Annotated in this window: 23 protein-coding genes and 1 pseudogene; 7 read left to right on the forward strand and 17 right to left on the reverse strand. The window is 64.9% G+C overall.

Going from position 1 to position 25,003, the window contains the following annotated elements; genetic code table 11:
- Nucleotides 1–660: 660 nt before the first annotated feature.
- Nucleotides 661–1,680, reverse strand: coding sequence for a 1-aminocyclopropane-1-carboxylate deaminase (locus tag ACQR1L_RS25915; protein WP_434860751.1), 1,020 nt, complete (start codon nt 1,678–1,680; stop codon nt 661–663).
- Between the two features lie 147 nt (nt 1,681–1,827).
- On the opposite strand from ACQR1L_RS25915, the gene ACQR1L_RS25920 reads away from it, so the two are divergent.
- Entirely contained in the window at nt 1,828–2,304 is a 477-nt protein-coding gene (locus ACQR1L_RS25920; RefSeq protein ID WP_434860752.1) for an Lrp/AsnC family transcriptional regulator, read from the forward strand.
- A gap of 91 nt (nt 2,305–2,395) precedes the next feature.
- Nucleotides 2,396–3,277 carry a DUF2147 domain-containing protein gene (locus ACQR1L_RS25925; protein WP_434860753.1) on the forward strand — a complete coding sequence of 294 codons (882 nt, stop codon included), beginning with the start codon at nt 2,396–2,398 and terminating at the stop codon, nt 3,275–3,277.
- A 68-nt stretch (nt 3,278–3,345) separates the two neighbouring features.
- Here ACQR1L_RS25925 and ACQR1L_RS25930 read toward each other — a convergent pair whose 3' ends face one another.
- Nucleotides 3,346–3,750, reverse strand: a complete 405-nt coding sequence (locus tag ACQR1L_RS25930) for a (R)-mandelonitrile lyase (protein WP_006613955.1) — start codon at nt 3,748–3,750, stop codon at nt 3,346–3,348.
- 27 nt (nt 3,751–3,777) lie between these two features.
- Entirely contained in the window at nt 3,778–4,476 is a 699-nt protein-coding gene (locus ACQR1L_RS25935) for a ribonuclease activity regulator RraA (RefSeq protein ID WP_006613956.1), read from the reverse strand.
- A gap of 248 nt (nt 4,477–4,724) precedes the next feature.
- Here ACQR1L_RS25935 and pxpB point away from each other — a divergent pair, with 248 nt between their 5' ends.
- The 3 genes from pxpB to ACQR1L_RS25950 are packed head-to-tail and all read left to right on the forward strand — an operon-like array spanning nt 4,725 to nt 7,298.
- The gene (pxpB, locus tag ACQR1L_RS25940) at nt 4,725–5,456 is read left to right on the forward strand and encodes a 5-oxoprolinase subunit PxpB (protein WP_434860754.1); all 732 of its coding nucleotides are present in this window, start codon (nt 4,725–4,727) and stop codon (nt 5,454–5,456) included.
- Nucleotides 5,453–6,487, forward strand: coding sequence for a biotin-dependent carboxyltransferase family protein (locus ACQR1L_RS25945; protein WP_434860755.1), 1,035 nt, complete (start codon nt 5,453–5,455; stop codon nt 6,485–6,487). The genes pxpB and ACQR1L_RS25945 overlap by 4 nt, the downstream gene beginning before the upstream one ends.
- 37 nt (nt 6,488–6,524) lie before the next feature.
- The gene (locus ACQR1L_RS25950) at nt 6,525–7,298 is read left to right on the forward strand and encodes a LamB/YcsF family protein (protein WP_434860756.1); all 774 of its coding nucleotides are present in this window, start codon (nt 6,525–6,527) and stop codon (nt 7,296–7,298) included.
- A 14-nt stretch (nt 7,299–7,312) separates the two neighbouring features.
- Here ACQR1L_RS25950 and ACQR1L_RS25955 read toward each other — a convergent pair whose 3' ends face one another.
- The 5 genes from ACQR1L_RS25955 to ACQR1L_RS25975 form a co-directional block, all read right to left on the reverse strand.
- Nucleotides 7,313–7,462: a hypothetical protein gene (locus tag ACQR1L_RS25955; protein WP_434860757.1), complete on the reverse strand. Its 150-nt coding sequence runs from the start codon at nt 7,460–7,462 to the stop codon at nt 7,313–7,315.
- A gap of 174 nt (nt 7,463–7,636) precedes the next feature.
- Complete coding sequence (locus ACQR1L_RS25960) at nt 7,637–9,235, reverse strand: sulfite reductase subunit alpha (RefSeq protein WP_434860758.1); 1,599 nt, start codon at nt 9,233–9,235, stop codon at nt 7,637–7,639.
- Nucleotides 9,232–11,025, reverse strand: a complete 1,794-nt coding sequence (locus ACQR1L_RS25965; RefSeq protein ID WP_434860759.1) for a NirA family protein — start codon at nt 11,023–11,025, stop codon at nt 9,232–9,234. Before ACQR1L_RS25965 ends, ACQR1L_RS25960 begins: the two co-directional genes overlap by 4 nt.
- Nucleotides 11,026–11,368: 343 nt before the next feature.
- Entirely contained in the window at nt 11,369–12,523 is a 1,155-nt protein-coding gene (locus ACQR1L_RS25970; protein WP_434860760.1) for a CmpA/NrtA family ABC transporter substrate-binding protein, read from the reverse strand.
- Nucleotides 12,520–13,110 (reverse strand): ANTAR domain-containing response regulator, encoded by a 591-nt coding sequence (locus ACQR1L_RS25975; RefSeq protein WP_008965342.1) that lies wholly within the window; start codon nt 13,108–13,110, stop codon nt 12,520–12,522. The genes ACQR1L_RS25970 and ACQR1L_RS25975 overlap by 4 nt, the downstream gene beginning before the upstream one ends.
- Before the next feature lie 112 nt (nt 13,111–13,222).
- Between ACQR1L_RS25975 and rimO the strand changes: the two genes are divergently transcribed.
- A complete protein-coding gene (rimO, locus tag ACQR1L_RS25980; RefSeq protein ID WP_434860761.1) occupies nt 13,223–14,548 on the forward strand; it encodes a 30S ribosomal protein S12 methylthiotransferase RimO in 1,326 nt (441 codons plus the stop codon).
- Between the two features lie 9 nt (nt 14,549–14,557).
- On the opposite strand, the gene ACQR1L_RS25985 is transcribed toward rimO, so the two are convergent.
- From ACQR1L_RS25985 to ACQR1L_RS26025, 9 genes and pseudogenes are all read right to left on the reverse strand, one after another.
- Nucleotides 14,558–15,082 carry a hypothetical protein gene (locus ACQR1L_RS25985; RefSeq protein ID WP_434860762.1) on the reverse strand — a complete coding sequence of 175 codons (525 nt, stop codon included), beginning with the start codon at nt 15,080–15,082 and terminating at the stop codon, nt 14,558–14,560.
- 157 nt (nt 15,083–15,239) lie between these two features.
- Nucleotides 15,240–16,103, reverse strand: a complete 864-nt coding sequence (locus tag ACQR1L_RS25990; protein WP_434860763.1) for an aKG-HExxH-type peptide beta-hydroxylase — start codon at nt 16,101–16,103, stop codon at nt 15,240–15,242.
- Between the two features lie 19 nt (nt 16,104–16,122).
- Nucleotides 16,123–18,303 carry a RiPP maturation radical SAM C-methyltransferase gene (locus ACQR1L_RS25995; RefSeq protein ID WP_434860764.1) on the reverse strand — a complete coding sequence of 727 codons (2,181 nt, stop codon included), beginning with the start codon at nt 18,301–18,303 and terminating at the stop codon, nt 16,123–16,125.
- Nucleotides 18,304–18,349: 46 nt separating this feature from the next.
- Nucleotides 18,350–19,129: pseudogene (locus ACQR1L_RS26000) on the reverse strand (radical SAM/SPASM domain-containing protein); the annotation flags it as partial.
- 126 nt (nt 19,130–19,255) lie between these two features.
- Nucleotides 19,256–19,492 carry a hypothetical protein gene (locus ACQR1L_RS26005; RefSeq protein ID WP_434860765.1) on the reverse strand — a complete coding sequence of 79 codons (237 nt, stop codon included), beginning with the start codon at nt 19,490–19,492 and terminating at the stop codon, nt 19,256–19,258.
- A 137-nt stretch (nt 19,493–19,629) separates the two neighbouring features.
- Entirely contained in the window at nt 19,630–20,553 is a 924-nt protein-coding gene (locus ACQR1L_RS26010) for a hypothetical protein (protein WP_434860766.1), read from the reverse strand.
- Between the two features lie 40 nt (nt 20,554–20,593).
- Nucleotides 20,594–21,763, reverse strand: coding sequence for a radical SAM protein (locus ACQR1L_RS26015; RefSeq protein WP_434860767.1), 1,170 nt, complete (start codon nt 21,761–21,763; stop codon nt 20,594–20,596).
- A 200-nt stretch (nt 21,764–21,963) separates the two neighbouring features.
- Complete coding sequence (locus ACQR1L_RS26020; protein ID WP_434860768.1) at nt 21,964–23,085, reverse strand: DUF2336 domain-containing protein; 1,122 nt, start codon at nt 23,083–23,085, stop codon at nt 21,964–21,966.
- A 170-nt stretch (nt 23,086–23,255) separates the two neighbouring features.
- Nucleotides 23,256–24,134, reverse strand: a complete 879-nt coding sequence (locus ACQR1L_RS26025; protein ID WP_434860769.1) for a helix-turn-helix domain-containing protein — start codon at nt 24,132–24,134, stop codon at nt 23,256–23,258.
- Between the two features lie 154 nt (nt 24,135–24,288).
- Between ACQR1L_RS26025 and ACQR1L_RS26030 the strand changes: the two genes are divergently transcribed.
- Entirely contained in the window at nt 24,289–24,702 is a 414-nt protein-coding gene (locus tag ACQR1L_RS26030) for a hypothetical protein (protein ID WP_434860770.1), read from the forward strand.
- Nucleotides 24,703–25,003 lie beyond the last annotated feature (301 nt).

Raw genomic sequence — 25,003 nt, forward strand, 5'->3', positions numbered from 1 at the left:
GTCCGGTTCGATGAGCGGGGAAGGGAAACGGGGCGTTGCCGCATGGCCCAAGCCACCGCGCCCTTCCTCGACTCTACCGTTAAAACCATCGCGCAGGGAATGCCGGAGTTCGGCTGAACCTGTGGTGACTGCCGCCTGCTTATTCTTGTGCAGGCGGGCCATGGGTTGCGGCCAGCGCCCGGCATTCCCTGCGCCCTCTTCCGTTCAAGAGGGTTCGACTGACGGATCACTCGGACGTCATGCGTCGCGAGAACGCGGGATCATGTTTGGATGGCTCGTTCAGCACACTCGCCGTCATTCCGGGGCGCGCGCAGCGCGAGCCCGGAATCCATACTCTGTGACAATGTTGTTCGAGCGAGATGGAGCGGCCGGCGTGGCCGACACGACCGCTCGTGGTTATGGATTCCGGGCTCGCGCTTTCGCGCGCCCCGGAATGACGGCGTCGTATGTGGATCGCTCGTGCCACACATTCGGTGTCGTCCCGGCCTCCGAGCCGGGACACAGACTCACAGGCGGTCGCGTGTGGCAGGCGCGCAGATGCAGTGGACGATAACACGACAGTCGTTGGTTATGGGTCCCGGCTCGGAGGCCGGGACGACAGTTGTGTTTGTGGTAGCACCTCGGCTGGCCCGCGAGGCGGCGATCAAGCCGCGGCCGCCCTCAGCCGTTGCGATAGGTGTAGCTGTAGCCGTTGATCGCCGGAGCGCCGCCGAGATGGGCGTAGAGCACCTTGGAGCCTTCCGGGAAGTAGCCCTTCTTGACGAGGTCGATCATGCCCTGCATCGACTTGCCCTCGTACACCGGGTCGGTGATCATCGCCTCGGTGCGGGCGGCGAGGCGGATGGCCTCGTTGGTCTCGGCGCTCGGCACGCCATAGGCCGGATAGGCGTAGTCGTTGATGATGACGATCTCGTCCTCGCGCACCTTGCGGCCGAGCTCGACCAGCTCCGCGGTGTTGTCGACGATCTGCCGCACCTGGTTGCGGGTCTGCTCCGGCGTGCCGGAGGCGTCGATGCCGATGACGCGGTCGGCGCGGCCGTCGGCGGCGAAGCCGACGATCATGCCGGCCTGGGTCGAGCCGGTGACGACGCAGACGATGATGTAGTCGAACTTGATGCCCATCTCGGCTTCCTGCGCCCTCACCTCTTCGGCGAAGCCGACATAGCCGAGGCCGCCGAACTTGTGCACGGAGGCGCCGGCCGGAATGCCGTAGGGCTTGCCGCCGGCATCCTTCACCGACTGGATCGCGTTCTCCCAGCTCTTGCGGATGCCGATGTCAAAGCCGTCCTCGACGATGCGGCTATCGGCGCCCATCAGGCGGGTCATCAGGATGTTGCCGACGCGGTCATAGACGGCGTCCTCGTGCGGCACCCAGCTCTCCTGCACCACGACGCACTTCATACCGATCTTGGCGGCGGTCGCCGCGACCATGCGGGTGTGGTTGGACTGCACGCCGCCGATCGACACCAGCGTGTCGGCGTTCGACTCGATCGCGTCGGGCACGATGTATTCGAGTTTGCGCAGCTTGTTGCCGCCCATCGCAAGGCCCGAGTTGCAGTCGTCGCGCTTGGCGTAGATCTGCACCTTGCCGCCAAGGGCGGCCGTCAGGCGCGGCAGATGCTCGATCGGGGTGGTGCCGAAGGTGAGCGGATACTTCTTGAACTTGTCGAGCCGAAGCACGGGATCTCTCCGTGGATGGTGGATTGGGTCGGCCGGGAACATACGAAAAAGCGCGAGAAAGGTGCTCTCTTTATCGGCTTGGGTTTTCGTGCTTACGTTCGCTCAGAGCCGATATGTCGGCCAATTCTCTCACTTACTGGCTATCTAATGAAAGAATCTTCCGACCAAGATATCGACCGCGTCGACCGCCGAATCCTGCAGCTGCTGCAGAAGGACGGACGAATGAGCAACGCCGAGCTGGCCGGGGCCGTCCATGTCAGCCCGGCGACATGCCATCGCCGCACCCAGCGCCTGTTCGAGGACGGCTACATCAGAAGCGTGCGCGCGCAGATCGCGCCCGAAAAGGTCGAGCGCAGCGCGCTGGTGCTGGTCGGCGTGGTGCTCGACCGCTCGACGCCGGAGAGTTTCCGCACCTTCGAGGCGGCGATCCGCAAGCTGAAATTCGTGCTCGACTGCCATCTCGTCGCCGGCGATTTCGACTACTTCCTAAAGATCCGCGTCCGCGACATGAACGACTTCAACCGCATGCACGGCGACCAGTTGATCTCGCTGCCGGGCGTGCGCCAGACGCGCACCTTCTTCGTGATGAAGGAGGTCGTCGACAATGCGCCGCTGGATTTCTGAGCGGGGCTGGCATTGAACCGGGCTTGCCGCATCGGCGACTTAATTGCGCGTGAGCTCGCTCACCTCAGCAACCGACATCGCGGAGATCCTGATGAAGAGGCTGTTGGCCGTTGCTGCCGTGGTTCTGGCCAGCAGTGCCGCCCAGGCGCAGTACGTGATCGAATATGGCGGCAAGACCATCCGCATCGATCCCGACCGCGGTACCGTGCAGATCCCCGGCGTCTACGACAACACCGAGCAGAAGAAGGCCAAGCGCGGCAAGCGCGAGCAGGATTCGACGGCCAAGCCGCAGCCGGGTTCGGACAAGCCGGCTTCCGCACCTGCCGAGGCGGCGGTCACGCCGGCTGCGCCTACGCAGGCCGCTCCGGCACCAGCGGCCCCTGCCCCTGTTCCGCCTGCCCCGGCGCCGACGGCCGCAGCCCCAGCGGCGGCGCCTGCCGCGCCTGCGCCAGTCCAGGCCGCCGCGCCGCCTGCTCCGGTGCCTCCGGCACAGGCGCCCTCAGCCCCGGCAACGGTCACGCCGCCGGCAGCTGTGACAGCGCCTGCTGCGCCAACCGCTCCCGCAGCCGTGCAGCCACCGGCCAAGCCGGCGCAGGCCCCCGCGGCGGTCACCACCGCCGCGGTCCCGCCTGCTGCCGCTGCACCGGCGGCCGTGCGCGATCCGAATTCTCCGGTCGGCATCTGGCTGACCGAGGAGAAGGAAGGCAAGATCCGCATCGAGCCGTGCGGGACCAATCTCTGCGGCTACGCCGTCAACGCCAAGACCAATCAGAATGGCGAGCAGATCCTGATCAACATGCGGCCGAGCGACAAGGCGCAGGACAAGAAGTGGAGCGGCCGCATCTACGATCCGAACAGCGGCAGCACCTACGATTCCACGATCAACCTGAAAGGCCCGGACAGTCTGCGCGTGCAGGGCTGCGCCTTCGGCGGCATGTTCTGCGGCGGCCAGACCTGGACACGGGTGAACTGAGAACGGCGCCGTCAAAACGACAGCGCGCGGCCTTTCGACCGCGCGCTCGACATCTTGTTAGTCCCGCATCAGCCGACCGGCGTGGCGTATTCCTCGTCGGTGACGTGCTCCATCCAGTTCGAGTAGACGCCGTCGAGCGCCTCCTGCATGGCGATATGCGTCATCTCGTTGTCGGGCGAGGCGCCGTGCCAGTGCTTCTCGCCCGGCGGGATGAAGATCACGTCGCCCGGCCGGATCTCGCGCACCGGCCCGCCCTTGGCCTGGATGCGGCCGATGCCGGAGATCACGTAGAGCGTCTGCCCGAGCGGATGGGTGTGCCAGGCGGTGCGCGCGCCCGGCGCGAACGAGACGCGGGAGGCGTTGAGCCGCGCGGGCGCCGGCGCCATGATCAGCGGGTCCTGCAGCACGTTGCCGGTGAAGTACTCGGCCGGCGCCTTGCGCGTCGCGCGCGAGCCTGCGGGGTGGAAATCCATGATGTGCCTTTCTGCGGCGGTTCGAGCTTACTTCTTCGACGCGGCGTAGCGCGCCTTGGTCTCGGCGTTCATCGGGTACAGGCCCGGCAGCACCGCGCCCTTGTTCACCTCGTCGACGATCCAGGCTTCCATGCGCTCCTGCTCGGGGCCTTCGGCCAGCACGTGGTCGAGCATCGCCTGCGGGATCAGCACCGCGCCGTCCTGGTCGGCGACGATGACGTCGTTTGGAAACACCGCGACCCCGCCGCAGCCGATCGCCTCGCCCCAGCCGACGAAGGTCAGGCCGGCGACCGACGGCGGCGCGGCATAGCCGTCGCACCACACCGGAAGGCCGGTGCCCATCACGCCTTCGAGGTCACGCACGACGCCGTCGGTGATCAGCGCGGTGACCCCGCGCTTCACCATGCGCGCGCAGAGGATGTCGCCGAAGATGCCGGCGTCCTTGACGCCCATCGCATCGACCACGGCGATGCAGCCCTCGGGCATGGCCTCGATCGCGGTGCGGGTCGAGATCGGCGAAGACCACGACTCCGGCGTCGCCAGATCCTCGCGCGCCGGCACGAAGCGCAGGGTGAAGGCGGGACCGACCAGCCGCTTCTGTCCCGGGCGCAGCGGCTTGGCGCCGCGCAGCCAGACATTGCGCAACCCCTTCTTCAGCAGGACCGTGGTGATGGTCGCGGTGGTGACTTGAGAGAGGGTGGCGATGGCTTCGGGGGTGAGGGACATCGTGAGACTGGTGCTCCAACAGGGCTGGCGGAAAAAGCTGGCGCATCTTGCGAGCGACGGTCGCGCCGTCAAGGGCATGCTCGGTGCGTCCAGCGCATGCGGGCCCTGCAGCGGCCCGATAAAGTCTCCTTATCACATGACATCCGATTAATTTATTGAATTTTCGATAGTTTTCGTCATGGACCCAATTCCACTCGCAAATGAAACGAGCTAGATCAGGGATCACGAACGCGGATCATTGCGGACTCATGGCCGATCCTTTTCCACCCCCTCGCCTGCTCCCCAGCGGCGACAGCGCCGTCACCGTCGAGTTCAGCCGGACCATCGACGAGACCGCCAACCGCCGCGTGCTAGCGCTCGATCATGCGCTGGCGGCGGCCGGAGTCACAGGTATCACCGAGACGGTGCCGACCTATCGCTCGCTGCTGGTGCATTACGATCCGGGCATCCTCGACCACGACACGCTGTGCGCACGCCTGCTGGCGCTGTCGGCCGGCTCACTCGCGCCGGAGACCGAGATCCGGCGCTGGCGGGTGCCGGTCTGCTATGGCGGCGAGAACGGCATCGACCTTGAGGATGTCGCCAAGACGCTGAACATCACGCCGGACGAAGTCGTGGCCCGCCACGTTGCGGGCACCTATCGCGTGGCGATGATCGGCTTCACGCCCGGCTGGTCTTATCTGTCGGGGCTCGATCCAAGCTTGCAGATGTCTCGCCGGCAGAACCCGCGGGTCGCAACACCCGCTGGGATCGTCGCCATCGGCGGCATCCAGACCGGCATCCAGTGCCTGGCCGGTCCGTGTGGCTGGCACCTGCTCGGCCGCACCGCGATGCGGACGTTCCAGTTGCATCGTGAGCCGACCTTCCTGCTCGAGCCGGGCGACGAAGTCAGCTTCACTGCCGTGGATGAGAAGACCTTTGCCGAACAGGAGCGCGCGGCCGAGGCCGGCGAGCTCATCGCGGAGCGGATCGCGGCATGAGCACGCTCGTCGTCTCACAGATCGGTCCGGCAAGCTCGGTGCAGGATGGCGGCCGCTTCGGCGCGCAGCGCTACGGGCTGACGCCCTCGGGCGCGATGGACAAGCTGTCGCTGGCCGCCGCGAACAGCCTCGTGGGCAACGACCTGATGGCGGCTGCGATCGAGATCGGTCCGTTCGGGGCGACCTTCGTCGCCAAGAGCGGTGCTGTCCGTGTCGCGCTGTCCGGCGCGCCGCGTCCGGCCGAGGTCGCCAAGCGTCCGGTCGAGATGAACACGTCTGTCACGCTGAATGAGGGTGAGAAGCTGACGCTCGGCTTCGCTCGCGGCGGTTCGTTCAGCTATCTCGCGATAGCGGGCGGCATTGCCGGCGAGCCGATGTTCAACAGCCTCTCGGTCAATGCACGTGCGGGATTGGGCAGCCCCTACCCGCGCCCGCTGCAGTCGGGCGATGAGTTCGAGGTCACACCGGCGAGCCAGGCGCCGGAGATGCAGATCGAGCTGCCGAAGACGAGCGGCGCGATCCGCGTGGTGATGGGTCCGCAGGACGACGAGTTCAGCGACGAGATGAAGGCGCTGTTCCTCGACAGCGACTGGAAAGTGTCCGCGACCAGTGATCGCATGGGCTATCGGCTCGAAGGTCCCGTGATCCGCCATCTGCACGGCCACAACATCGTCTCCGACGGCACCGTCGAGGGCAGCATCCAGGTTCCCGGCAACGGCTCGCCGATCGTTCTGATGTCGGACCGCGGCACCAGCGGCGGTTACCCGAAGATCGCGACCGTGATCACCGCCGACTACGGGCGTCTTGCGCAGACGCCGGCCGGCACGCCGTTCCGCTTCAAGGCCGTCAGCATGGCCGAGGCGCAGGCGGAGCTGCGCCGCTACAAGGATCTGCTGCGCAGCCTGCCTGGTCGCGTCACAGAGCTCGTGAGCAGCGAGTTCAACGTGGATGCCCTGCTCACGGCGAATGTGGCCGGGCATGCCGTCAGCGCGACCGATGTCGGCACCTGGCCCGGAGCTGCACCCGACTAAATGGAATCGCCATCTCATCAACGAGCGGACCCATCACATGACCAGCACCGTCGATCTGAACTGCGACCTCGGAGAAAGCTTCGGCCCGTGGGAGATGGGCAATGACGCCGCGATGATCGAGCTCGCGACATCGGTCAACGTCGCCTGCGGCTTTCACGCCGGCGATGCCGACATCATGCGCAGGACGGTCGAGATGGCGAAGGCCAAGGGCGTCAGCGTCGGCGCGCATCCGGGTTATCGCGATCTGCATGGTTTTGGCCGGCGCCCGGTGCCGGGCCTGAAATCATCGGAGATCGAGAACCTGGTCGCCTATCAGATCGGCGCGCTGCAGGCGATCGCCACCGCGGCCGGCCACAAGGTCACCCATGTGAAGGCGCATGGCGCGCTGTCCAACGTCGCCTGCGAGGATGACATGACGGCCAACGCGGTCGCCAAGGCGATCAAGGCGGTCGATCCGAGCTTGATCTTCGTCGTGCTCGCCAACTCGAAGCTGGTGACGGCGGGAGAGAAAGCGAACCTGTCGATGGCGCATGAGGTGTTCGCCGACCGCACCTACGACGATAACGGCCTGCTGGTCTCTCGCAGCAAGCCCGGCGCGGTGTTGCACGATCCCAGAGAGATTGCCGATCGTGTCGTGCGCATGGTGCAGGACGGTGCCGTCGTCTCGGTGACCGGCAAGGTGATGAAGATGCGCACCGACACCGTCTGCATTCACGGTGACACCTCTGGCGCCGTCGAGATCGCCCGCGAGGTTCGCAAGGCGCTCGACGCGGCCGGCATCAAGGTGGCGCCGTTCAAGACGGCGCCGTGAACGAAGGAGTCTGATCAGAAGGGATGGGTGAAGGGCGTTCCGAAGGTGATCGCCGCGATGAGCGCCAGCGCGCCGTAGAGCGCCACAAGAGCTGCGGTCGTGCCCCGCTCGCGCATCGCGCGGACCTGGGGCGTCTGGCGCAGGGTCGTCGTGATCGTCTGCATGGCCGGTCTCCTGAAGTTCCGACCACGAGAGAAAAGCGTTCTCGGGATCGGGCGCAAGGCAACCGGGCAAATAACGACAAGCCCCCTGTTTTGGGTCCGCAGGGAACCAAAACATTCTCGGCCAGAGTTCCGGCCGAGAATTTTATCCGCAGGGTTCCAGCGGGTTCCGGCCCGTTAATAAACGTCGAGCTGGAACCGCCCCTTCTTCTTGAGGTCCGCCACGAAGCTGACAGCCTCGTCAGTCGAGCGGGCGCCAAACTGGGCGACGATGTCGACCAGGGCACGCTCGACGTCCTTGGCCATGCGCTTGGCATCGCCGCAGATGTAGAGATGCGCTCCGCTGGCGAGCCAGGTCCACACCTCGCGGCCGACCTCGCGCATGCGGTCCTGGACGTAGAACTTCTTGTCGCCGTCGCGCGACCACGCCAGCGACAGCCTCGTCAGAAGACCGGAGGTCTTCATCGCATTGAGTTCGTCGGCGTAGAAGAAATCGCAGTCGCTGCGCTGGTGGCCGAAGAACAGCCAGTTCTTGCCCGGTGCGCCGGTCGCCCTGCGGTCGTGCAGGAAGGCGCGGAACGGCGCGATGCCGGTGCCCGGGCCGACCATGATGATCGGCGTCTTCGGATCGGCCGGCAGCGCGAAGCCATGCGCCTTCTGCACATAGACGCGGAGCTTGTCGCCGGGATTGATCCGCTCCGCCAGGAACGTCGAGGCGAGACCGAGCCGCTTGCGTTTGCCGATGACATAGCGGACGCAGTCGACGGTCAGCGACAGTTTTCCGGGCGTCGCGTTGTACGATGAGGAGATCGAGTACAGCCGCGGCTGCAACGGCTCCAGCGCTTCGACGAAGGCTTCGGGATGCGGCCGGACGCCGGAGAACTTCTGCAGCACCGCCATGACGTCGAGCGTCGCCGCATCGCCATCGGGATCCTCGCCTTGCGCCAGCCGGCGCGCCTTCTCGCGCGTCGCGCCGCCGGTGATGAAGGAGATCAGCTCGAACAGCGAATCCGGAGCTGGCGACAGCGAGACGTCCTCGAGCAGGCACTGCCGCAGCGGCTTGCCGTTCACCTCGGTCATATGCGAGGCGCCGAGCAGCGCGATGATCTGGTCGACGAGGCCGAGATCGTTTTTGGCGAAGATGCCGAAGGAATCGCCGACGACATAGTCGAGTCCGGCCTCGGCGAGATCGAACTCGATGTGCCAGGTCTCCTTCTCCGAGCCCGGCTTGTTGAGCAGACGCCGCGACAGGAACGTCGCCTCGACCGGATTGTCGCGCGATCGGCCCGGCTCGCTGACGACGACGGAGACGTTGGCGGGCGTTGCAGTCACGGGCTTTGCTGTTGCCGGCGCCTTGTCGATCTCCTCATACAGCGCCTTCAGCATCCGCGCGGTTTCCTTGCCGCCGGGGACGCACAGATTGAGGCGCGCCTCGCTGCGATCCGCGATCGCATCCGAATAGTCGCTGCAATTGTAGCCGCACTGGCCGCAATCTTGCTGCGCCATCGCCGCCATCATCCGCCGCCGCAACGGGCGGCCCTCGGCCAGCTTCATGCGATCGGCGATCGGCATGGTCTGGTCGTGCCACGGCGCCTCGCCGTCGTCACCATCGCCCGGTGCGAGCACGGCGCCGTTCTGCGCCGGCGAGAGCGGCGTCGAGCCGTCCAGGCCGAGCGCGCCGGCGAGGAAGCCGTTGAGCCAGGAGCGCTGCGCTTCGGAGAACGGCGCGCTTGCCGGAATGATTTCGATCTTCGGCATGGGCGTGATCTGGTTCATGCTGACACCTCGGACGAGTTCTGCGCCTCAGCGAGCTGGCGCAAGGCTTCGCCATCATGGCGGCGGGCGAACGAGAGGAATGTCTCGTCAGGAGAAGCGCGATGGACGAGATAGGCCTTGAGCAGCTTCTCGATCGTTGCAGGCGCGTCCACGGCCTTGAGATCGCGATACACCTCGCGGCCGATATCGGCCTGCGGGCCGAAGCCGCCGCCCGCGAACAGATGATAGCCCTCGACGGTGTCGTCGCCATCGCCGACCGGCACCTTGGCCGCGATCATGCCGATGTCGCTAATGTAGTGCTGGGCGCAGGAGTGATGACAGCCGGTGAGATGGATGTTCAGCGGAGTGTCCATCTCCACCCTGCTCTCGCACCAGTCGCCGATCTCCGCCGCATGCTTCTTGGTGTTGGCCGCCGCGAATTTGCAGCCGGCGTTGCCGGTGCAGGCGATCAGTCCGGCGCGAATATGCGAGGCTGTCGTCGCGAGTCCGATCTGCGCGATCGCGGCGCAGGCCAGAGCCACGTTCTCGTCGCGGACGCCGGGGATCAGCAGGTTCTGCCACACCGTCAGCCTGATCTCGCCGTCGCCGAGATCGGCCGCGACCCTGGCAAGTCCGCGCATCTGATCGGTGGTCAGCTTGCCGAGCGGCAGCACGACGCCAATCCAGTTCAGTCCGGGCTGCTTCTGCGGGTGGACACCGATGTGCGCCATGCGGTCGGCCTCGGGACGCGGCGCGAGCGCCTCGTCCGGGACGCGCGCGAGCTTGCGGCCGAGCCTCGCCTCGACAGCCTCCATGAACTTGTCGTGGCCCATGCTGTCGAGCACGTATTTGAGCCGCGCCTTCAGGCGATTGGTGCGATCGCCGGTCTCGATGAACAACCGCACGATGGCATCGGCGACTTCGGTCGCGCGTTCCGGCTCGACGATGATTCCGGTCGACTTGGCGAAATCCTTGTGGCCGGTGATGCCGCCGAGGCCGAGCCTGAACCACACGCCCGGCGTCACGCCGAAACCGTCCTTCACCTCGACCGCGGAGAACGCGATGTCGTTGGTGTCCTCGAGGGCCGCGATGCGGCCGGCGCCGTCGAAGGCGACGTTGAACTTGCGCGGCAGCCCATACAGCGAGCGATCATTGAGGATATGGAAGTGCCACTCGCGCGCGTAAGGCCGTGTGTCCAGGAGCTCCTGCGGGTCGATGCCTGCGGTCGGCGTGCCCGTGACGTTGCGGATATTGTCGGCGCCGGAGCCGCGTGCGGTGAGGCCGAGATCCGAGAGTCCTTCGAGCAGCATCACCGCGTGCTTGGGGGGAATCTCGCGCAACTGCAGATTGGCGCGCGTCGTGACGTGGCTGTAGGGGCCGCAGAGCTGATCGGCGAGATCGGCGAGCCCCGCGAGCTGCCAATGCTTCATGATGCCGTTCGGGATGCGCAGCCGGCACATGTAAGAATCCTGCGCCGGCGCGACGTGGAACAGGCCGAAATAGCGCCAGCGGAAATTGTCGGCCGCGGACGGCGCGGCACTGCTGCGGGCCTGCTGCTTCAGGCGCTCATAGGCATCGAACGGATGCAGCTCGCGCTTGACCTTCTCCTGGTCGGCGAGCTTGCGGCCCGACGCGAGGACCTTGTCCTGTGCCTTGATGTGGATGGCGTCGGGACCTGCCGGCTCGGTTGCGGCTGCCGTCGTGGTCGCCGGGTTACGGCCGGCGAGGGTCACCTTGAGGCCGGCGGCCAAGCCCTCGAGATAGCGCTTCTGCTCGTCGTTGAAGTCGACAGACAACGGCTCGATTTTCATGATGGCGGACGAAGCTCCAGCAGCCAAGCGATTGGCGTTCGGGGATGGGATGAGGATCGCGTCGCCCGAACCGCCAGCGTTGGCATCTTTCAGGAGAGCGATCCGACCAGCTTCGTTGCTGCGGAAATCCGACACGGATTGCAGCCAGCGGCATCTGCGGCGGCTGACTGCACTGCAATATTCAAGTTGCGTGCCAGCCGCGAAGCCTGGGAAATACCAGTGAAATCAGATGGCTGCTCGAATCGCCGACCCCGCGATCGGCGCCTCAAGCCCTCAAATGCGAGCACTTCGCCCAAATTTTGATCGGCGAAGCCATCTGCCTGATTTCTGTTCCGACGAGGGATCAGGCCGTCCAGCGGCCGATCTTGAAGGCCTTCAGATGGCCTGGGACATCGTCGGCCGCGAAGGGAGGCCCCGCGAAGGCGCCGATCGCCGCATCCTGCGCCTGCCCCTGCGTGCCGAGTGCGGCGTCGTAGATGTCAGGCCGGAACACACCCATGGCGGTGCTCAAAGCGTCGCTGCTGAGCGGCGTCTGCCCCCAGCGGACCATCTGGGCGTACAGCCAGGCGGCCTGGATCTTCTCCGGCCGCGCTGCGCCCTCGCGCCCGACCAGCAGATAGCGCGGGCTTTCGCGGAAGGTGCCGTCCGGCGAAATCTTCAGCCGGCCGTCGAGCGTGCGCTTGATCACCTCGGCATCGACACCGATCCGCTCGGGCTGGGCCAGGATCCGCGCCGCATCCTCATGGTTCTGTTCGATGAAATCAGCGGCGCGGGCGCAGGCCCGGACCAGGGCGGCCAATGCATCCGGGTTCTTGTCCGCCCAGCTCTGCCTGACGGCCAGCACCTTCTCGGCCGCGCGTACCAGCACGTCCGAGACGAAGTGCAGGATGTGGCCGATGCCGAGATCGACCGCGATTGAATTCCAGGGCGCACCGACGCAGAAGGCGTCGACGTGACCATTGGCGATGCTCTCGACCATATAGGGCGGCGGCAGCACCACCAGCCGGACGTCCTCGTCGGGATCGACGCCGCCGGCGGCCATCCAGAACCGGAGCTGGTAGTTGTGGGTCGAGAACGGAAAGGTCATGCCGAAGGTCAGCGGCTCGGCGCCGGCCTTGCGGCGCGCAGCGACCACACGCGCCAGCGCCAGCGCGGTCGCCATCGGATCGAACCGATCGCCGTCGAGATGCGCCATCAGCTCGGCATGCAGCGCCGGCGTCACGGTGATCGCGTTGCCGTTCACGCCGAGATTGAAGGGGGCGACGATCGGCACCTTCACATGGCCAATGCCGAGGCTGGAGGCGATCGCGACCGGTGCCAGCAGATGCGCGGCATCGAACAGGCCGATATTGAGCTTGTCGCGGACGTTGGACCAGGAGACCTCGCGCACCAGCGTGACGTCGAGCCCCTCGGCGGCCGTGAAGCCCTTGTCGACGGCGACGATCAGCGCGGCGGCATCGACCAGCGGAATGAAGCCAATGCGAAGCGAGCCGGTCATTTCAGCATCTCCGAGGCGGTGAGGATCGACTGCGCGATCTCGCCGATCTTCTTCTTCTCGCGCATCGCCGTGGAGCGCAACAGAACGTAGGCTTCCTCTTCGGTGAAGCCCTTCATCTTCATCAGGATGCCCTTGGCGCGGTCGATCACCTTGCGATCCTCGAGCGCCGACTTGGTGCGCTCCAGCTCGTCCTGCAGCTTCGAGAAGGCATTGAAGCGGGAGATGCAGAGGTCGAGGATCGGCTTGATCCGCTCCTTCTTCAGGCCGTCGACGATGTAGGCCGACACGCCCGCCTCCACCGAGGCCTGGATCGAGGCCGCATCGCTCTGGTCGACGAACATCGCGATCGGCCGCCGGACCGCCCTGCTCACCTGGAACATCTGCTCAAGCACGTCGCGGCTCGGGTTTTCCAGGTCGATGACGATGACGTCGGGGTCAAGGGCGTAGATTCGCGCCAGCAGGCCCTGCATCTCGCTGACATGCACCACGCCGGTAAAACCCGCCTCGCGCAGGCCCTCCTCCAGGATGGCGGCGCGGATCGGGCTCTCGTCAACGATCACGATTTTCGGGGATTGCTCGGCGCTCATCGTTCACCAGGGTGTCCGGCCACCATCCATAGCATGGACGCGACCGGCTCAAAGCCTTGTCTTTCTGAGTAATTCGGACTAGCTGACGCGTATCCCATCAGGCAGTTCCAAGATGCAGCAGGGTTCCGCACCCAAGATCAGCTTTGTTTCGCTCGGGTGCCCCAAGGCGCTGGTTGATTCCGAGCGCATCATCACCCGGCTGCGCGCCGAGGGCTACGAGCTCGCCCGCAAGCACGACGGCGCCGACCTCGTCATCGTCAACACCTGCGGCTTCCTCGACAGCGCCAAGCAGGAATCGCTGTCGGCGATCGGCTCGGCGATGGCCGAGAACGGCAAGGTGATCGTCACCGGCTGCATGGGCGCCGAACCGGAACAGATCGAGCAGGCCTATCCGGGCGTGCTGTCGATCAGCGGTCCGCAGCAATACGAAAGCGTCCTGGACGCTGTTCATCGCGCTTCGCCGCCGGTGCACAATCCGCATCTGGATCTCGTTCCCCCCCAGGGCATCAAGCTGACGCCCCGGCACTACGCCTATCTGAAGATTTCCGAGGGCTGCAATAACAGGTGCAGCTTTTGCATCATCCCGAAGCTGCGTGGCGATCTGGTGTCGCGGCCGGCGGCCGATGTGCTGCGCGAGGCCGAACGTCTGGTTGCGGCGGGCGTCAAGGAGCTGCTGGTCATCTCCCAGGATACGTCCGCCTATGGGCTGGACATCAAATACGCCGAAAGCCCCTGGAAGGACCGCAGCGTCCGCGCACGCTTCCTCGATCTCGCCCGCGAGCTCGGCGAACTCGGCGCCTGGGTGCGGTTGCACTATGTCTACCCCTACCCGCATGTCGACGAGGTGATCGGTCTCATGGCCGAGGGCAAGGTGCTGCCTTACCTCGACATCCCGTTCCAGCACGCCAGCCCGAACGTGCTGAAGGCGATGCGGCGGCCGGCGGCACAGGACAAGACGCTCGACCGCATCAAGGGCTGGCGGGCGGTGTGCCCGGATCTGGCGCTGCGTTCGACCTTCATCGTCGGCTTTCCCGGCGAGACCGACGAGGATTTCGCCTACCTGCTGGACTGGCTGGATGAGGCGGAAATCGACCGGCTCGGCTGCTTCAAATATGAGCCGGTGGCCGGCGCGACCTCCAATGCCCTGCCCGGCCAGGTGCCGGACGAGATCAAGCAGGAACGCTGGAAAGCGCTGATGGCGCGCCAGCAGAAAATCTCGGCGCGCCGCCTCAAGCGCAAGGTCGGTACGCGGCAGCAGGTGATCATCGACGAGGTCGGCCCGACCGTCGCCAAGGGACGCTCCAAGGCGGATGCCCCGGAGATCGACGGCGCCGTCTACGTCTCCAGCCGGCGGCCGCTGCGGGTCGGTGAGATCGTCACCGCAAAGATCGAGCGCGCCGACGAATACGACCTGCACGGCTCGGTGGCCGGGTTCTAGCGACCTCGCTCAGGGAAGGCGGCCGACCGCGATCGTCGGGTCGTCTCTGACGCTCTGCAACGCAGCAAATCCCGCCTGTCTGCCGAGTTCGTCGAGACCGCCACAGCGCGCCATCCAATCCGGATAGGCGTAGCAGAGGATGATGTCCGCGTGGTCGCGTAGCCAAAGGCGAAGGACAGCGGCCCTCTCTGTACGAGCCTCGAGCAGCCGGCCGGGCATGATCAAGGCAATGCTGCGCTCGGCGACTGTCTCGAAGCGCGCCAAGTCAGACAACGAGTCAGAGAACAAGTCGGGCAGCACGTCAGAGAACATGTCGCAGGTCAGCCAGTGCGCAACGGCCGGACCGAACAATGCCTGTGCATGTACGAGCTTTTGGGGATCTCGTTCGATACCAAACGGCTGCAGAGCAGGCATTCCCTCACAGATTGCGGCCAGCAGGGCGCCGTTCCCGCATCCGAGATCGATGACGTTGTAGCGTTGCCCATTCGTGACCAGCCTTACAGCGGCTGCGATGCGCGCGTGAGCCTCTCTCATTCCGAGCACCGACGTGAACCCGTTGTCGGCTGCAAGCCAAGCTGGCGCAGGCCGCTCGCCGGACATCAGCGCTCGCCATGTCGACCATTCCAACGAAGCCTCCGGCGAATCGTAAGAGGACAAAGAGCAAACCGAGACGATCGCGGCCAGACGCCGGTCAGTGGACGTCCGCCGGAATAGTCCTGGCCTCGAGCAAATGCCGGCCTCGTCCGATCAACTCCTCGATCCAGGCATAAAGACCGGCGACGAACGCCTCGCCTTGAGGATCGACACGAATGTGTCGTCTGATTTCCTCGATGCCTTCCTCGATGCGCGCGAGATTGCGTGCCAGCAGCCGAAACAACAGCTGGCGCCTCACCCCCTCGGGCTCGGTCTCGATCAGCACGATGTCGAGCGCAGTGATGTAGGCGAACGAGTATTCCGCATGCAGCACCGCCGTCATCGGTCGCAAACGATCCTTGATGACGGGGCTGACGTACAATTCGTCCGGCGGATTGAGGATCAGGCGATCGGCCGATTCGAGATTGACGCCGAGGGCGCGAAGCTTGTTGTGTCCCATCTCATGGACGAACGCCTGGGCCAGGCCGATCGGATCGAAGACGGTGGCGAACAGCGTGCCCAGCCGGTCGTCGGTCGAACCGCTGTAGGATCCATAACCCTCACGATATTCGCTCTCGGCGACATCCGGGCGAGCCAGCGGATGGAACGTGTCGATCAGCATGCGCATCTGCTCGAAGGCGACGGGCCAGCGCCTCACATAATCGACGGCCGCATGGATGTTGGCATGCTCCAGCGGGCCATTGCTGAAGACCGGCGCGCCGGGCGCGGTTGCCTGGACGTAGCGAACCGCAACGGCGCCATCGAAGATATGCGGCGCGTTACCGGCGACCCTATGCACGAACGGCTCCGGCCGCTGCGCGTTGGTGGTCGTGCTGGCAAGATGACAGGCCAGCAAGGCATCGTACAGATCATCCTGCGGCGCCGCCGCTCTCGACCAATCGATCATCATCGTCCCCCGCATCTTCGTGGCGGCTCCTCGTTCAGAATTGAATCTGATTGAACGACGCGCCGGAGCCGCTTCCGGCAATCGGGCGAAGCCAGCCGCCCGGAAAATCCCTCCGGCATTCGTCGTCGATGACGAGGGAATCGGTACTCGTGACCAAAGTCAGCGCACAGTCCGCATCTTCCAGGATACACCCGCTGGCGACCAGATCGGCGTAGCGCTGCTCCACCTCTGCCGCCGGCGTCTGCGAGTCGACCAGCCGTCTCAAGGTGGTGTCGATGCGCACCGGTTCTCGAAACGCATCCAGCACGGCCATCTCGATCGGATCGATGATGCGCCAGGTTTCTGTCGCGATCCGGCGCGTGTCCTTGAGGACCGAAAATGGGCCGAGCCCGACGATCGCCAGCATCGGCATGGCGGTGCCGTCGACATGAGCGGCGCGCCAGCGCTTGATCGCGGCCCCGAGCGGCGCAAGATCCTCATCCGACGCCGTGTTGGCCGCCGTACCGTCGAAGAAGTAGGCCAGCCGCTTCAGCACATCGTCCGGCTGGCCATAGACCGACCGGTAAGCCAGCGCGGGAGCGACATTCTCGAAGCCGAGCTCGGCCGCACGGTCGAAATAGGGACTGAAGCGGTCGAGCCGGATCCGGCAATGCCCGGTCGGCGGTTGCAGATGTTCCAGCAGTGCGAACCATCCTGCAATCTTGGCGTAGGCTGCTGGCCGTTCCCCGGGGAATCCACACAGCACGTTCCAGATCGGTCGTAGTCCGATTTCCGCACAGCTCCGCAGAACACGCACGTTCTGCAACCCGGTCACGCCCTTGTCCATCAGGCGCAGGACATCGTTGTCGAGATGCTCGATGCCGGGCTGAACCCACGTCACGCCGCCGCGCGCAAGCGTACGCAACTGCTCGGGACGCATGTTCGACTTGATCTCGTAGAGAATCCGGTAGGACGACGGCGCGGTCTTGGCAAGCTGACCGAACACGGCGTCGACATGCTTCAGGTTGAGAATGTTGTCCGTCGCCTCGAAACGCTTGATGCCCCAGCGTACCGAGAGGGTCGCCAGCTCCGCCAGCACGCGCTCGGCCGACTTGGTCCGAAACGCCATTGTCGCGCCGTTGAGGCCGCAGAAGGTGCAATGGTGCTTCATGCCCCACCAGCAGCCGCGCGAGCTCTCGAACGGCAGAGCCGGAAGCAGCTCCCTGAAGAACGACGCCGTCCTCAGCTCTCCGAAATAGTCACTGAAATCGGGAACGGGAAGTTCATCAAGATCCTCCAGCGGGGGCTCGACCAACCTCCCCGTCGTGCCGACGCGGCCCAGAACGTCGGTGCTTTCGCTGTAGGGCAGCGTGCCTGCGAGGAAACGCTCGACGAACGCTGGAAAGGTCCGGTCCGACTCGCCACGAAACACGTAGTCGATTTGCGAGAAGCGATCGAGGAGCGCCTCCCCCATCGGGCCCTCGCAGTTGGCGCCGCCGAAGCATATGATCCTGTCCGGCGCGAGCTGCTTGATACGATAAGCGATTCCGAGCGATGCGCAGTTCTGCTGGAATGTCGACGAGAAGCCGATGATGCGGGCGCCGTCTGCAATCAGACGGCGAGCCGACTGGTCGACGAACGTTTCCGCAGCATCACGCGCCGCGACGACGGCAGCCCAATGCGGACCGCAAGCGACCTCCATGCGCTGTCGGTGCCGCGCTTCGGCGATCGGATCGGGCTGGTTGTCAAAGGTTCCTGCGAAGACCCATTCACCGATCAGCAGGCTGGTCTGAACCTGCTCTGCAATGAACTGAAACGTCTCGGCACCGATCAACTCGGCAAACGCGAAGCCGAGATAATACTGCCGTGCGCCCACTCCACGGGTCTCGAGCGCCGCCTGGAGCGTGCTGATCCCGAGCGCGGGCCTCGTCAGGGCTAGAAACGGCGCTGCAACCAGCGCAACCGAGATGGTCATGGCAATGGCTCTCAAAACTTGAATCTCAGACTCCGACAGACACGTCGGACGACGCCGGAGGAACCGAATGAAACGCGCCCACGGCCTCGAAGACGTGCTCGAGAAGCGCCAATGCGGGCAACTTCCGCGGCAGATGACGATCGAGCAGCCGTAGGAGCTCGGGGCTTGAAAAAAGCTGGTCGCACGCGCTGCAAATGCCGTCGAAGTCGTTCGCCTTGAAGGGGCGATCGGTCTCTGCGGTGATCTCGCAGAGCAGAGCAACAGGACCTTCGAAGGCGATCCACTTCCATACCGGGTCCCGATAGGCGCGGGATATTGCCGCGGACATCGACGTCTCGTTCAGATCACCTACGCTCATTGCGTCATGAAACGGCAGCACGCCGCAGCATGGCAGCACGCTGCCGCTCGGCGCCACGGAGAAATGCCGGAGGACTGAAGGACAGGGTCCGCGATAGGCCCCGGAGGAATGCCGCCTCGCGTCGAGGTCGGACGCGCTGACATCGTTGACGGCACGTCCGGTGGAATTGATGGCCGTCTCATAGACCGACAGCCGCGGATCCTCATGGGGCTCGACGCCGAGAAGATCGAAAATCCGCTGTCGGTCGATCGTACTGTCCGGGGCTGTCACCACGGCAATCAGCACGTCCAATCCGAGGGAACGGGCGGCTCGGTAGGCGTGGACGATATTCCGACCGTCGAGGAATTCGGCATGCATGTCGTCGAACGATATGATGATCCGCTCGAGTCCCGCGTCGACCAGGGGACTCAGAATGCGATCCGCTTTCGCTTGCGACGTCGCCCAGTACGCGCTCGTGGTCGCTGAAGCGGAAAGGCCGAGCGACTTGGCGCGTGTTGCCGCCGCACGGATCAGCTCGGGCTGAAGGAATGGATCGCCGCCGACCAGATTGATCCGCGTCATCTGGTGGGCGACGGCGTCATCGATCGCAGCGAGCATGATGTCCTGCGGCAGAACCTCGAGATGGCTCATGTCCGACGAGAAGCAGCAATGGCTGCATTTCAGCGGACATCTGTAGCTCACGTTCAATACAAGCTCAGTCGGTCTCGTCGCCCGGTCACGCACATGCATGTCCAGCTGCTCCCGGAAGCCATGAGTGATTCCGGCACGACGCCGGCGCGGATTGGACCTGCGGCTCGTTCCGGCCGGACAATGGGCATTGTCCGGCCGGACGATTGTCCTGCAGTCGCGCAGCAGTCAGACGTCGATGTGAATGACCGAGGCAGGAGCGGCGGTCGCCTTCTGGCCGGACAGACGGTCCTTGATGAGATCGGCCGTGTTGGAGTCGATTTCGATGCCGACCTGGGCGAGATAGCCTTGCGGATCCTTCTGGAGTTCGTCCGCGGCGTTGGCCTGGCTCTTCAGCTGGGCTGCCGCCGCTTTCACCTTGGCAAGGTCCGCGGTGATTTGAATCTTCTTGTCCATGTATGACATCTGAGTCTCCTGATAATCGCTCTTGGGAATGAAAGTGGTCAATCAACGCAACCCGAACCATATACACCATTGCGGCACAAAACACATCACAACTCGCGGAGATTGTATTTCCGCGCGCAATGAGGAAGCAAGGCTGTCTATTCGGTCGGGATCATTCCGCCGCGAAAACTCTTCGATCCCGTCCAGCGTTCGCGCGACGGCGCCCGATATGGAAAGCGCAAGCTGCTCGCGCCTTCATCGGGCCAGGTCACGCCGTGATAGCGTATTTCACGTCGAGCGTTGCTGTCGGATGTCGATGTCGTAACCCTGCACACCGGAGTGTGCAGTTCGGCGATGCCGTGCATCATCGACCATTCGACCGGCCAGGTCAGAGCATCGAGCAGCCACTCCGTCGCCTGTGCGCAGTGAGCGCGACCGAGTGCAAGCATGTCCGTTGCCAACGCGGAGCTTGCCTGGCAGTCGAACCTGCAGGGCCAATGCGGAACAATGCCGAGACCGACGGCTCGCCAGAGGATGTTGGTCTCTGGCCGCGACGGCAGCTCGATCCGCCGATGGCGTGATGGCGCTTTGGTTCGCGTCAGCATCGCACTCGCCCAGACCGGATCCAGCTTTCGTCGTTCGCGGCGACGCGTCGCTTCGGCACAGCAATGGGGGCACCCTGACCAGTCCAGCAATGTGCGCTCGGGGTCGCGCTGCCAGTCCGCTTCGAACTCATCCCTGTCGCTGCCGCGAACAACGGCGACGGTGACTTCGATAGGCAGTCCCGGCCGCCGCTGCGAGGACGATACGTTCGGAGCTGTCTCGACCGCCAGCCGGACGGGCACCACCACGAGCCCCATGCGTTCGACCGCGAGCGCCATATCGTCGATCGCTTCGGGGCTCAGCGTGCCCATCGCGGCCCTGTTCAAGCCGGCGGCCACCGCATGCCAGCGCAACACCCTCCATTCGGTCCTGATCAGTTCGAAACGCGGCTCCCACGCTCGTCTCGCGGCCTCCGAAACCCAGCCGATTCGAACGAACGGGCGCCGTCGTGGAGGGCGGATTGGAGCGCGCTCGGACATGCACCAGCTTCCTTGTTGTCGACCTCGTTGCGTTCAACGCCTACATGCGCCCGTCGAGATCGTTCACGATGTCCGTCAGCAGCGGGACTCGCCGGTCGTCGATCATTGATTGGATCAGCTTGTGCTCGATCTCGGCTCGGCGGGGATCCCGGGACAATGGCGTCTCTCCGGCGGCAAGCAGCTCCTCCTCGATCTGCACGAACAGCGCGGTCCATAGCGCGCATTGCGCGCTGCGATTGCGCCAGTCGCCGTCGATCGAAGTGCCCGGACACTGGCCCTTGCACATCGCGAAGAAGCGGCAGTCGCGGCAGCCGCCGGCCGCCTGCGGCGTGAACCACAAGGCGATGCTGCGTTCGTGACCCGGATCGTCGGATTTGATGAAGTCGATGCCGCGCTTGTTGGTACGGCCGCAATTGCTGCGTTCCCCGAAGCCCTCGATGCCGTGCACCGCGCCGGTCGTATACGGATCGCAGCCGTGCCAGACACAGCCGGTGTGGTCGTCCATCCCGCGCAGCAGTGCCCGCATCTCATCGAAGATGTCGAAATGCATCGAGGTGAGCTGCTCGCGCTCGAAATGATAGAAGTGCTGAAAGGCCGCGATCGTCTCGGCATCGGTCATGGCCCAATGTGACTGCACGGCGTCGGAATCGACCTCGAGCGCATGCAACCGGACTTTTTCCACGCCCCTTGCCTGCATCTGCAACAGCCAGTCGTCCATCAAGGGCCAGTGCTGCGGCAGACCGTTGCCCCGATGTATCGTGATGATCAGGCTGGGATGCAGGCCCCGCTCGCACAGACCGGCAATCGCGCGGTCGACATTCCTGGTTTGCTCCCGTGTCCTGTCGATGGACCCCGCCCAGCGCGCGTCATTCAGTGCCTCCGGACCATCGATCGAAATGCCGACATGAACCGCATAGGTGGCGAACAGGTCCATATGGCGCTCGGAGATGAGCGTGCCGTTGGTCTGGACCCGGTTTCGGCCGAAGCGCGCCAATCCGAACGCCCAAAGCCTTTCGAGATCCGGCAGGGGCAGGAGCAGCGGCTCTCCACCGAACAGTGTGAACGGCTCGGCGTCCTCGGCGAGCGCGGCGAGCATTGCATCCATGTCGTAGCGCTGACGAAGGCTTCCGCTGTCGCGGATCGGATTCTGGTAGCAATACTGACACATGATGTTGCAGGTCACGCCCAGCGGACGAAGCTCGACACCCATGCGGATCTCCTCGGCGGGAGTCATTTCTGACAGGCGGAGCTCCCGCAGGTGATCCAGACTACAATACAACCTGTGATTTAGAAAGCTGTTGGCGCATCGATGGACTGAAGCGGCATGAACGGCTTGATGCACTGCAGCAAATACAGCAGCGCCTCCGCGGCCCAGAGCTCCAGCCCCAAGCCTCGAGCCTCGAGCCCTGCTCAGTGCGAAGAGCCTGTGGCTCGGAGCGACCAGAGATTCAGCAGGCGAAGCGCCTCATCCTGCTTCAGTTCGAGGTATTTGGTCTGGAGCTTGATCAGTTCCTCAGGCTTGGTCGCGCCCGACACGAAGCGACTGTCGAGGATCGCGGCCACCGTGCTCCAGCTCAGGCCCGCGACCTTGCAGGGCACGAGAATGCCGTCGCTGCGCAGGCTCTGCATCAACGGCCTCACCAGCTCGATATTGCATTTCGCGAGCTCCGCGATGGCCGCGGTGGTCTCCGCGTAGCGGCGCTGGCGGGCGAAATCGAGCAGCATGGCCTCATTGAGCTTACCGGTCTGCTTCAGTTGCGCAACCGAGGCCTTGGCGCCGCCGAAGTCGCGCCCCCGTGACATGCCGCGCTCGGCGTCCGCCGTTGCGGCTGCAATCGCGCTGCGGATTTCCTCGTAGAGGTGCGGCGGCGCCGAGGCCAACAGCCTCGCCTTCACCGCCTCGGTCGCGCCTTGCAGCAGCGTGCGGCGCAACGGCGACGGCAGATCGGCGCGAATGCCGGTCGCAATGGCCAATTCGGGATCGCCGAGCGCCTGAGACAGGATGATCGAGAAGCCCGCCGCGGAAATCCGGGCGCCTGGATTTTTCATCAGCTTGCGGCTGACGCTCGGGAAACGACGGACCAGCAGCGCGTCGGTCACCACCTCTTGCAGCCACCAGCGACCGGCGACCGCGATCAGGTGCTGCTCACCCCTCGTATTGGCGATGTCGATGAGATCCTCGGTGCTGAGCCGCGGCGATTCCGACAGCACCGGTCCGGCCACGGCGATGTCATCGTGATTGGCCAGACGCCGGATGACCGCCACCGGCGTCTGCGGGACAGGCGCCAGCTGGGCGCTCAGTTCCGCGAGCGCGATCCGGGCGCCGACATCGGCCAGCGCGCGCAACTCGATCGTATTGACGAGACGCTCGAAGACATCGGCGAACAGGGCATATTGCTCGACATCCAGGCTGCTGGCCGACGCAATGAACAGGGATGCGACCCGCTCGGCGACGCCGGAGCAGCGTTCGGCCGAGCCGGCGGCAATCGCCGCCTGAACCTCGTCGGCGATGGTGAGATGGGGATTCGACATCGCTCGTCCTGAGCGCTTGCAATTTCAAGCTCGCCGGCACGGTAAATGTTGCCGCTAAACTTTTGGTAAAATTTGAACGAAAGAGTTCTGTGCCGGGACGACGGACGGGAGCGCGTCGACGGCGGCCTCCCCGAGAGACGAGGCCACAAGCCGCCCTCCGTGACGCCGCATCACAGATCGCCCATCAGGCGGTAGACCCAGAAAGGACGTTCGGTTCGGATCCGCCTGCGGAGATCCGCCGGGCTGAATCCGGTCGCCTGCTTCGTTTGCCGTACGAGGTGGGATTGATCCGAGTAACCGGCGTCGTAGGCCAGACGCGCCCAATCCTCGTGCTCAATGCCGATGCGCGTCATCATCTGGCGAAAGATTTCCTCGCTGCGCGCGAGGGTGGCCAGCTCACGTTGCGTCTGGCCCGACCAGGTCTTGAACCGCCGCTCGGCCTGTCGGATGCTGCGTCCCGCTCCGGTCGTCGCGGCACGCATCGCGAGATGGCGCGTCCAATCCGTGATGCGTCTCGAGGCCAGCGTGGCCTGCGGGCGTCCGGCCTGCCACATCGGATCGAGGGCATTCTGGATCTGCTCGAACGCGGCCGCCGCGCTGCCGAGCTTCAACGCATCGATGAACAGGCCCTCCAGGGGCGGCGCCAAGGCCGCGGCCAAGTCCACGCTCTTGTCGAAATAGGCCGCCGGCTGTGGCCCGCCCATCGCCTGGAGTGCATCGGGATAGAGGCCGATCCAAAGAACGTGGACGGGCCCCAGATCGAGGCTCACGCGCGGCTGCCCCTGCGGTCCGCTGAACACGGCGGGCGGCAACGGCGTCGGCGCGGCACGACCGTGCTCCATCTCCAGACCATCGAAGAGCAGGCTGCGGCCTTCGAAGAACAGATTGATTCCGCAATAGGGATTCGCCGGAAAGTAGTTGGCGCGCTCGTCCGCGCGAAGTGTCAGGTGGCGCGTGTCGTACACCGTCGCGCAGAAGATGCAGCCCGCCAGCGACGGACGCGGCAGCAGCAGCACGCAGCCCTCGTTGAGTGACGTATCCTGCTTCATGCGGTTGTCCCGAGGGACGATGCAATGATCAAGGCCAGCCCTGCCTCTGGACGGCGGTGAAGATGCGAAACAGCCGAACCATGTCGCTTCGGTTCTATACGCCTCGGGCCCCTTGCGCGACAACGGCGCCAGTGCCGCATCCCGAGAGGTGAAAATGATGACGACCAGCGAGCTCCGACTTTTCCGCGCCATGTTTGTCGCGGCCGCGATCTGGAATTTGTGTGGCGGCGTGCTCGGCTATTTCAACACGGGCGAAACGTTCCTCCGCCTGTTTGGCCGCAGCGCGGATGATCCCGTCCTGTTGTCGGTGTTTCAGGGCTCCGCCGGGACGACCTTCACCTACTTCTTCGGCTATCTCATCGTGGCGTTCGATCCGCTGCGGCACACGGGCATCGCCATCGTCGGTGGCATCGGCAAGGTCGGCTTCGCCATCCAGATGCTGAAATTCTATCTCGCCGGGCTCGCCAACGCGCATGCCCTGATCGTGGTCGTCGGGGACATGATCTTCTGCGCCCTGTTCATCGTCTACTTCCTCCGGCTGCTGAAGACCGGCAACCGGCTGATCTAGGCGTCCAGACCGCCCGCTCCCAATGACATGGGGTGGCCCTATCCTCCTCTGTCGGAGCCCTCAAGCCGCAGCCGCGCGCGGCACATGCTTGCCGCAGGCGGCGTCCCCTCCTCTTGACACTCGTCCCGCTTTGCCTGTATGGCCCGCCGCATGATCTTCAACCGGACCAACCGCCGCGCCGCCGTTTGCCGTCGTCACCGCCGTGACGATGCCGGGGCGCGCCGTGTCCGAAGACGTTGCTGATCAGTCAAACTCATCAGCATCAGGTTTTCGAGAAGGCCGCTCCCGCAAGGAGCGGCCT

Origin of the sequence: Bradyrhizobium sp. HKCCYLR20261 (assembly GCF_051168435.1) — a bacterium.
Lineage (GTDB): Bacteria > Pseudomonadota > Alphaproteobacteria > Rhizobiales > Xanthobacteraceae > Bradyrhizobium.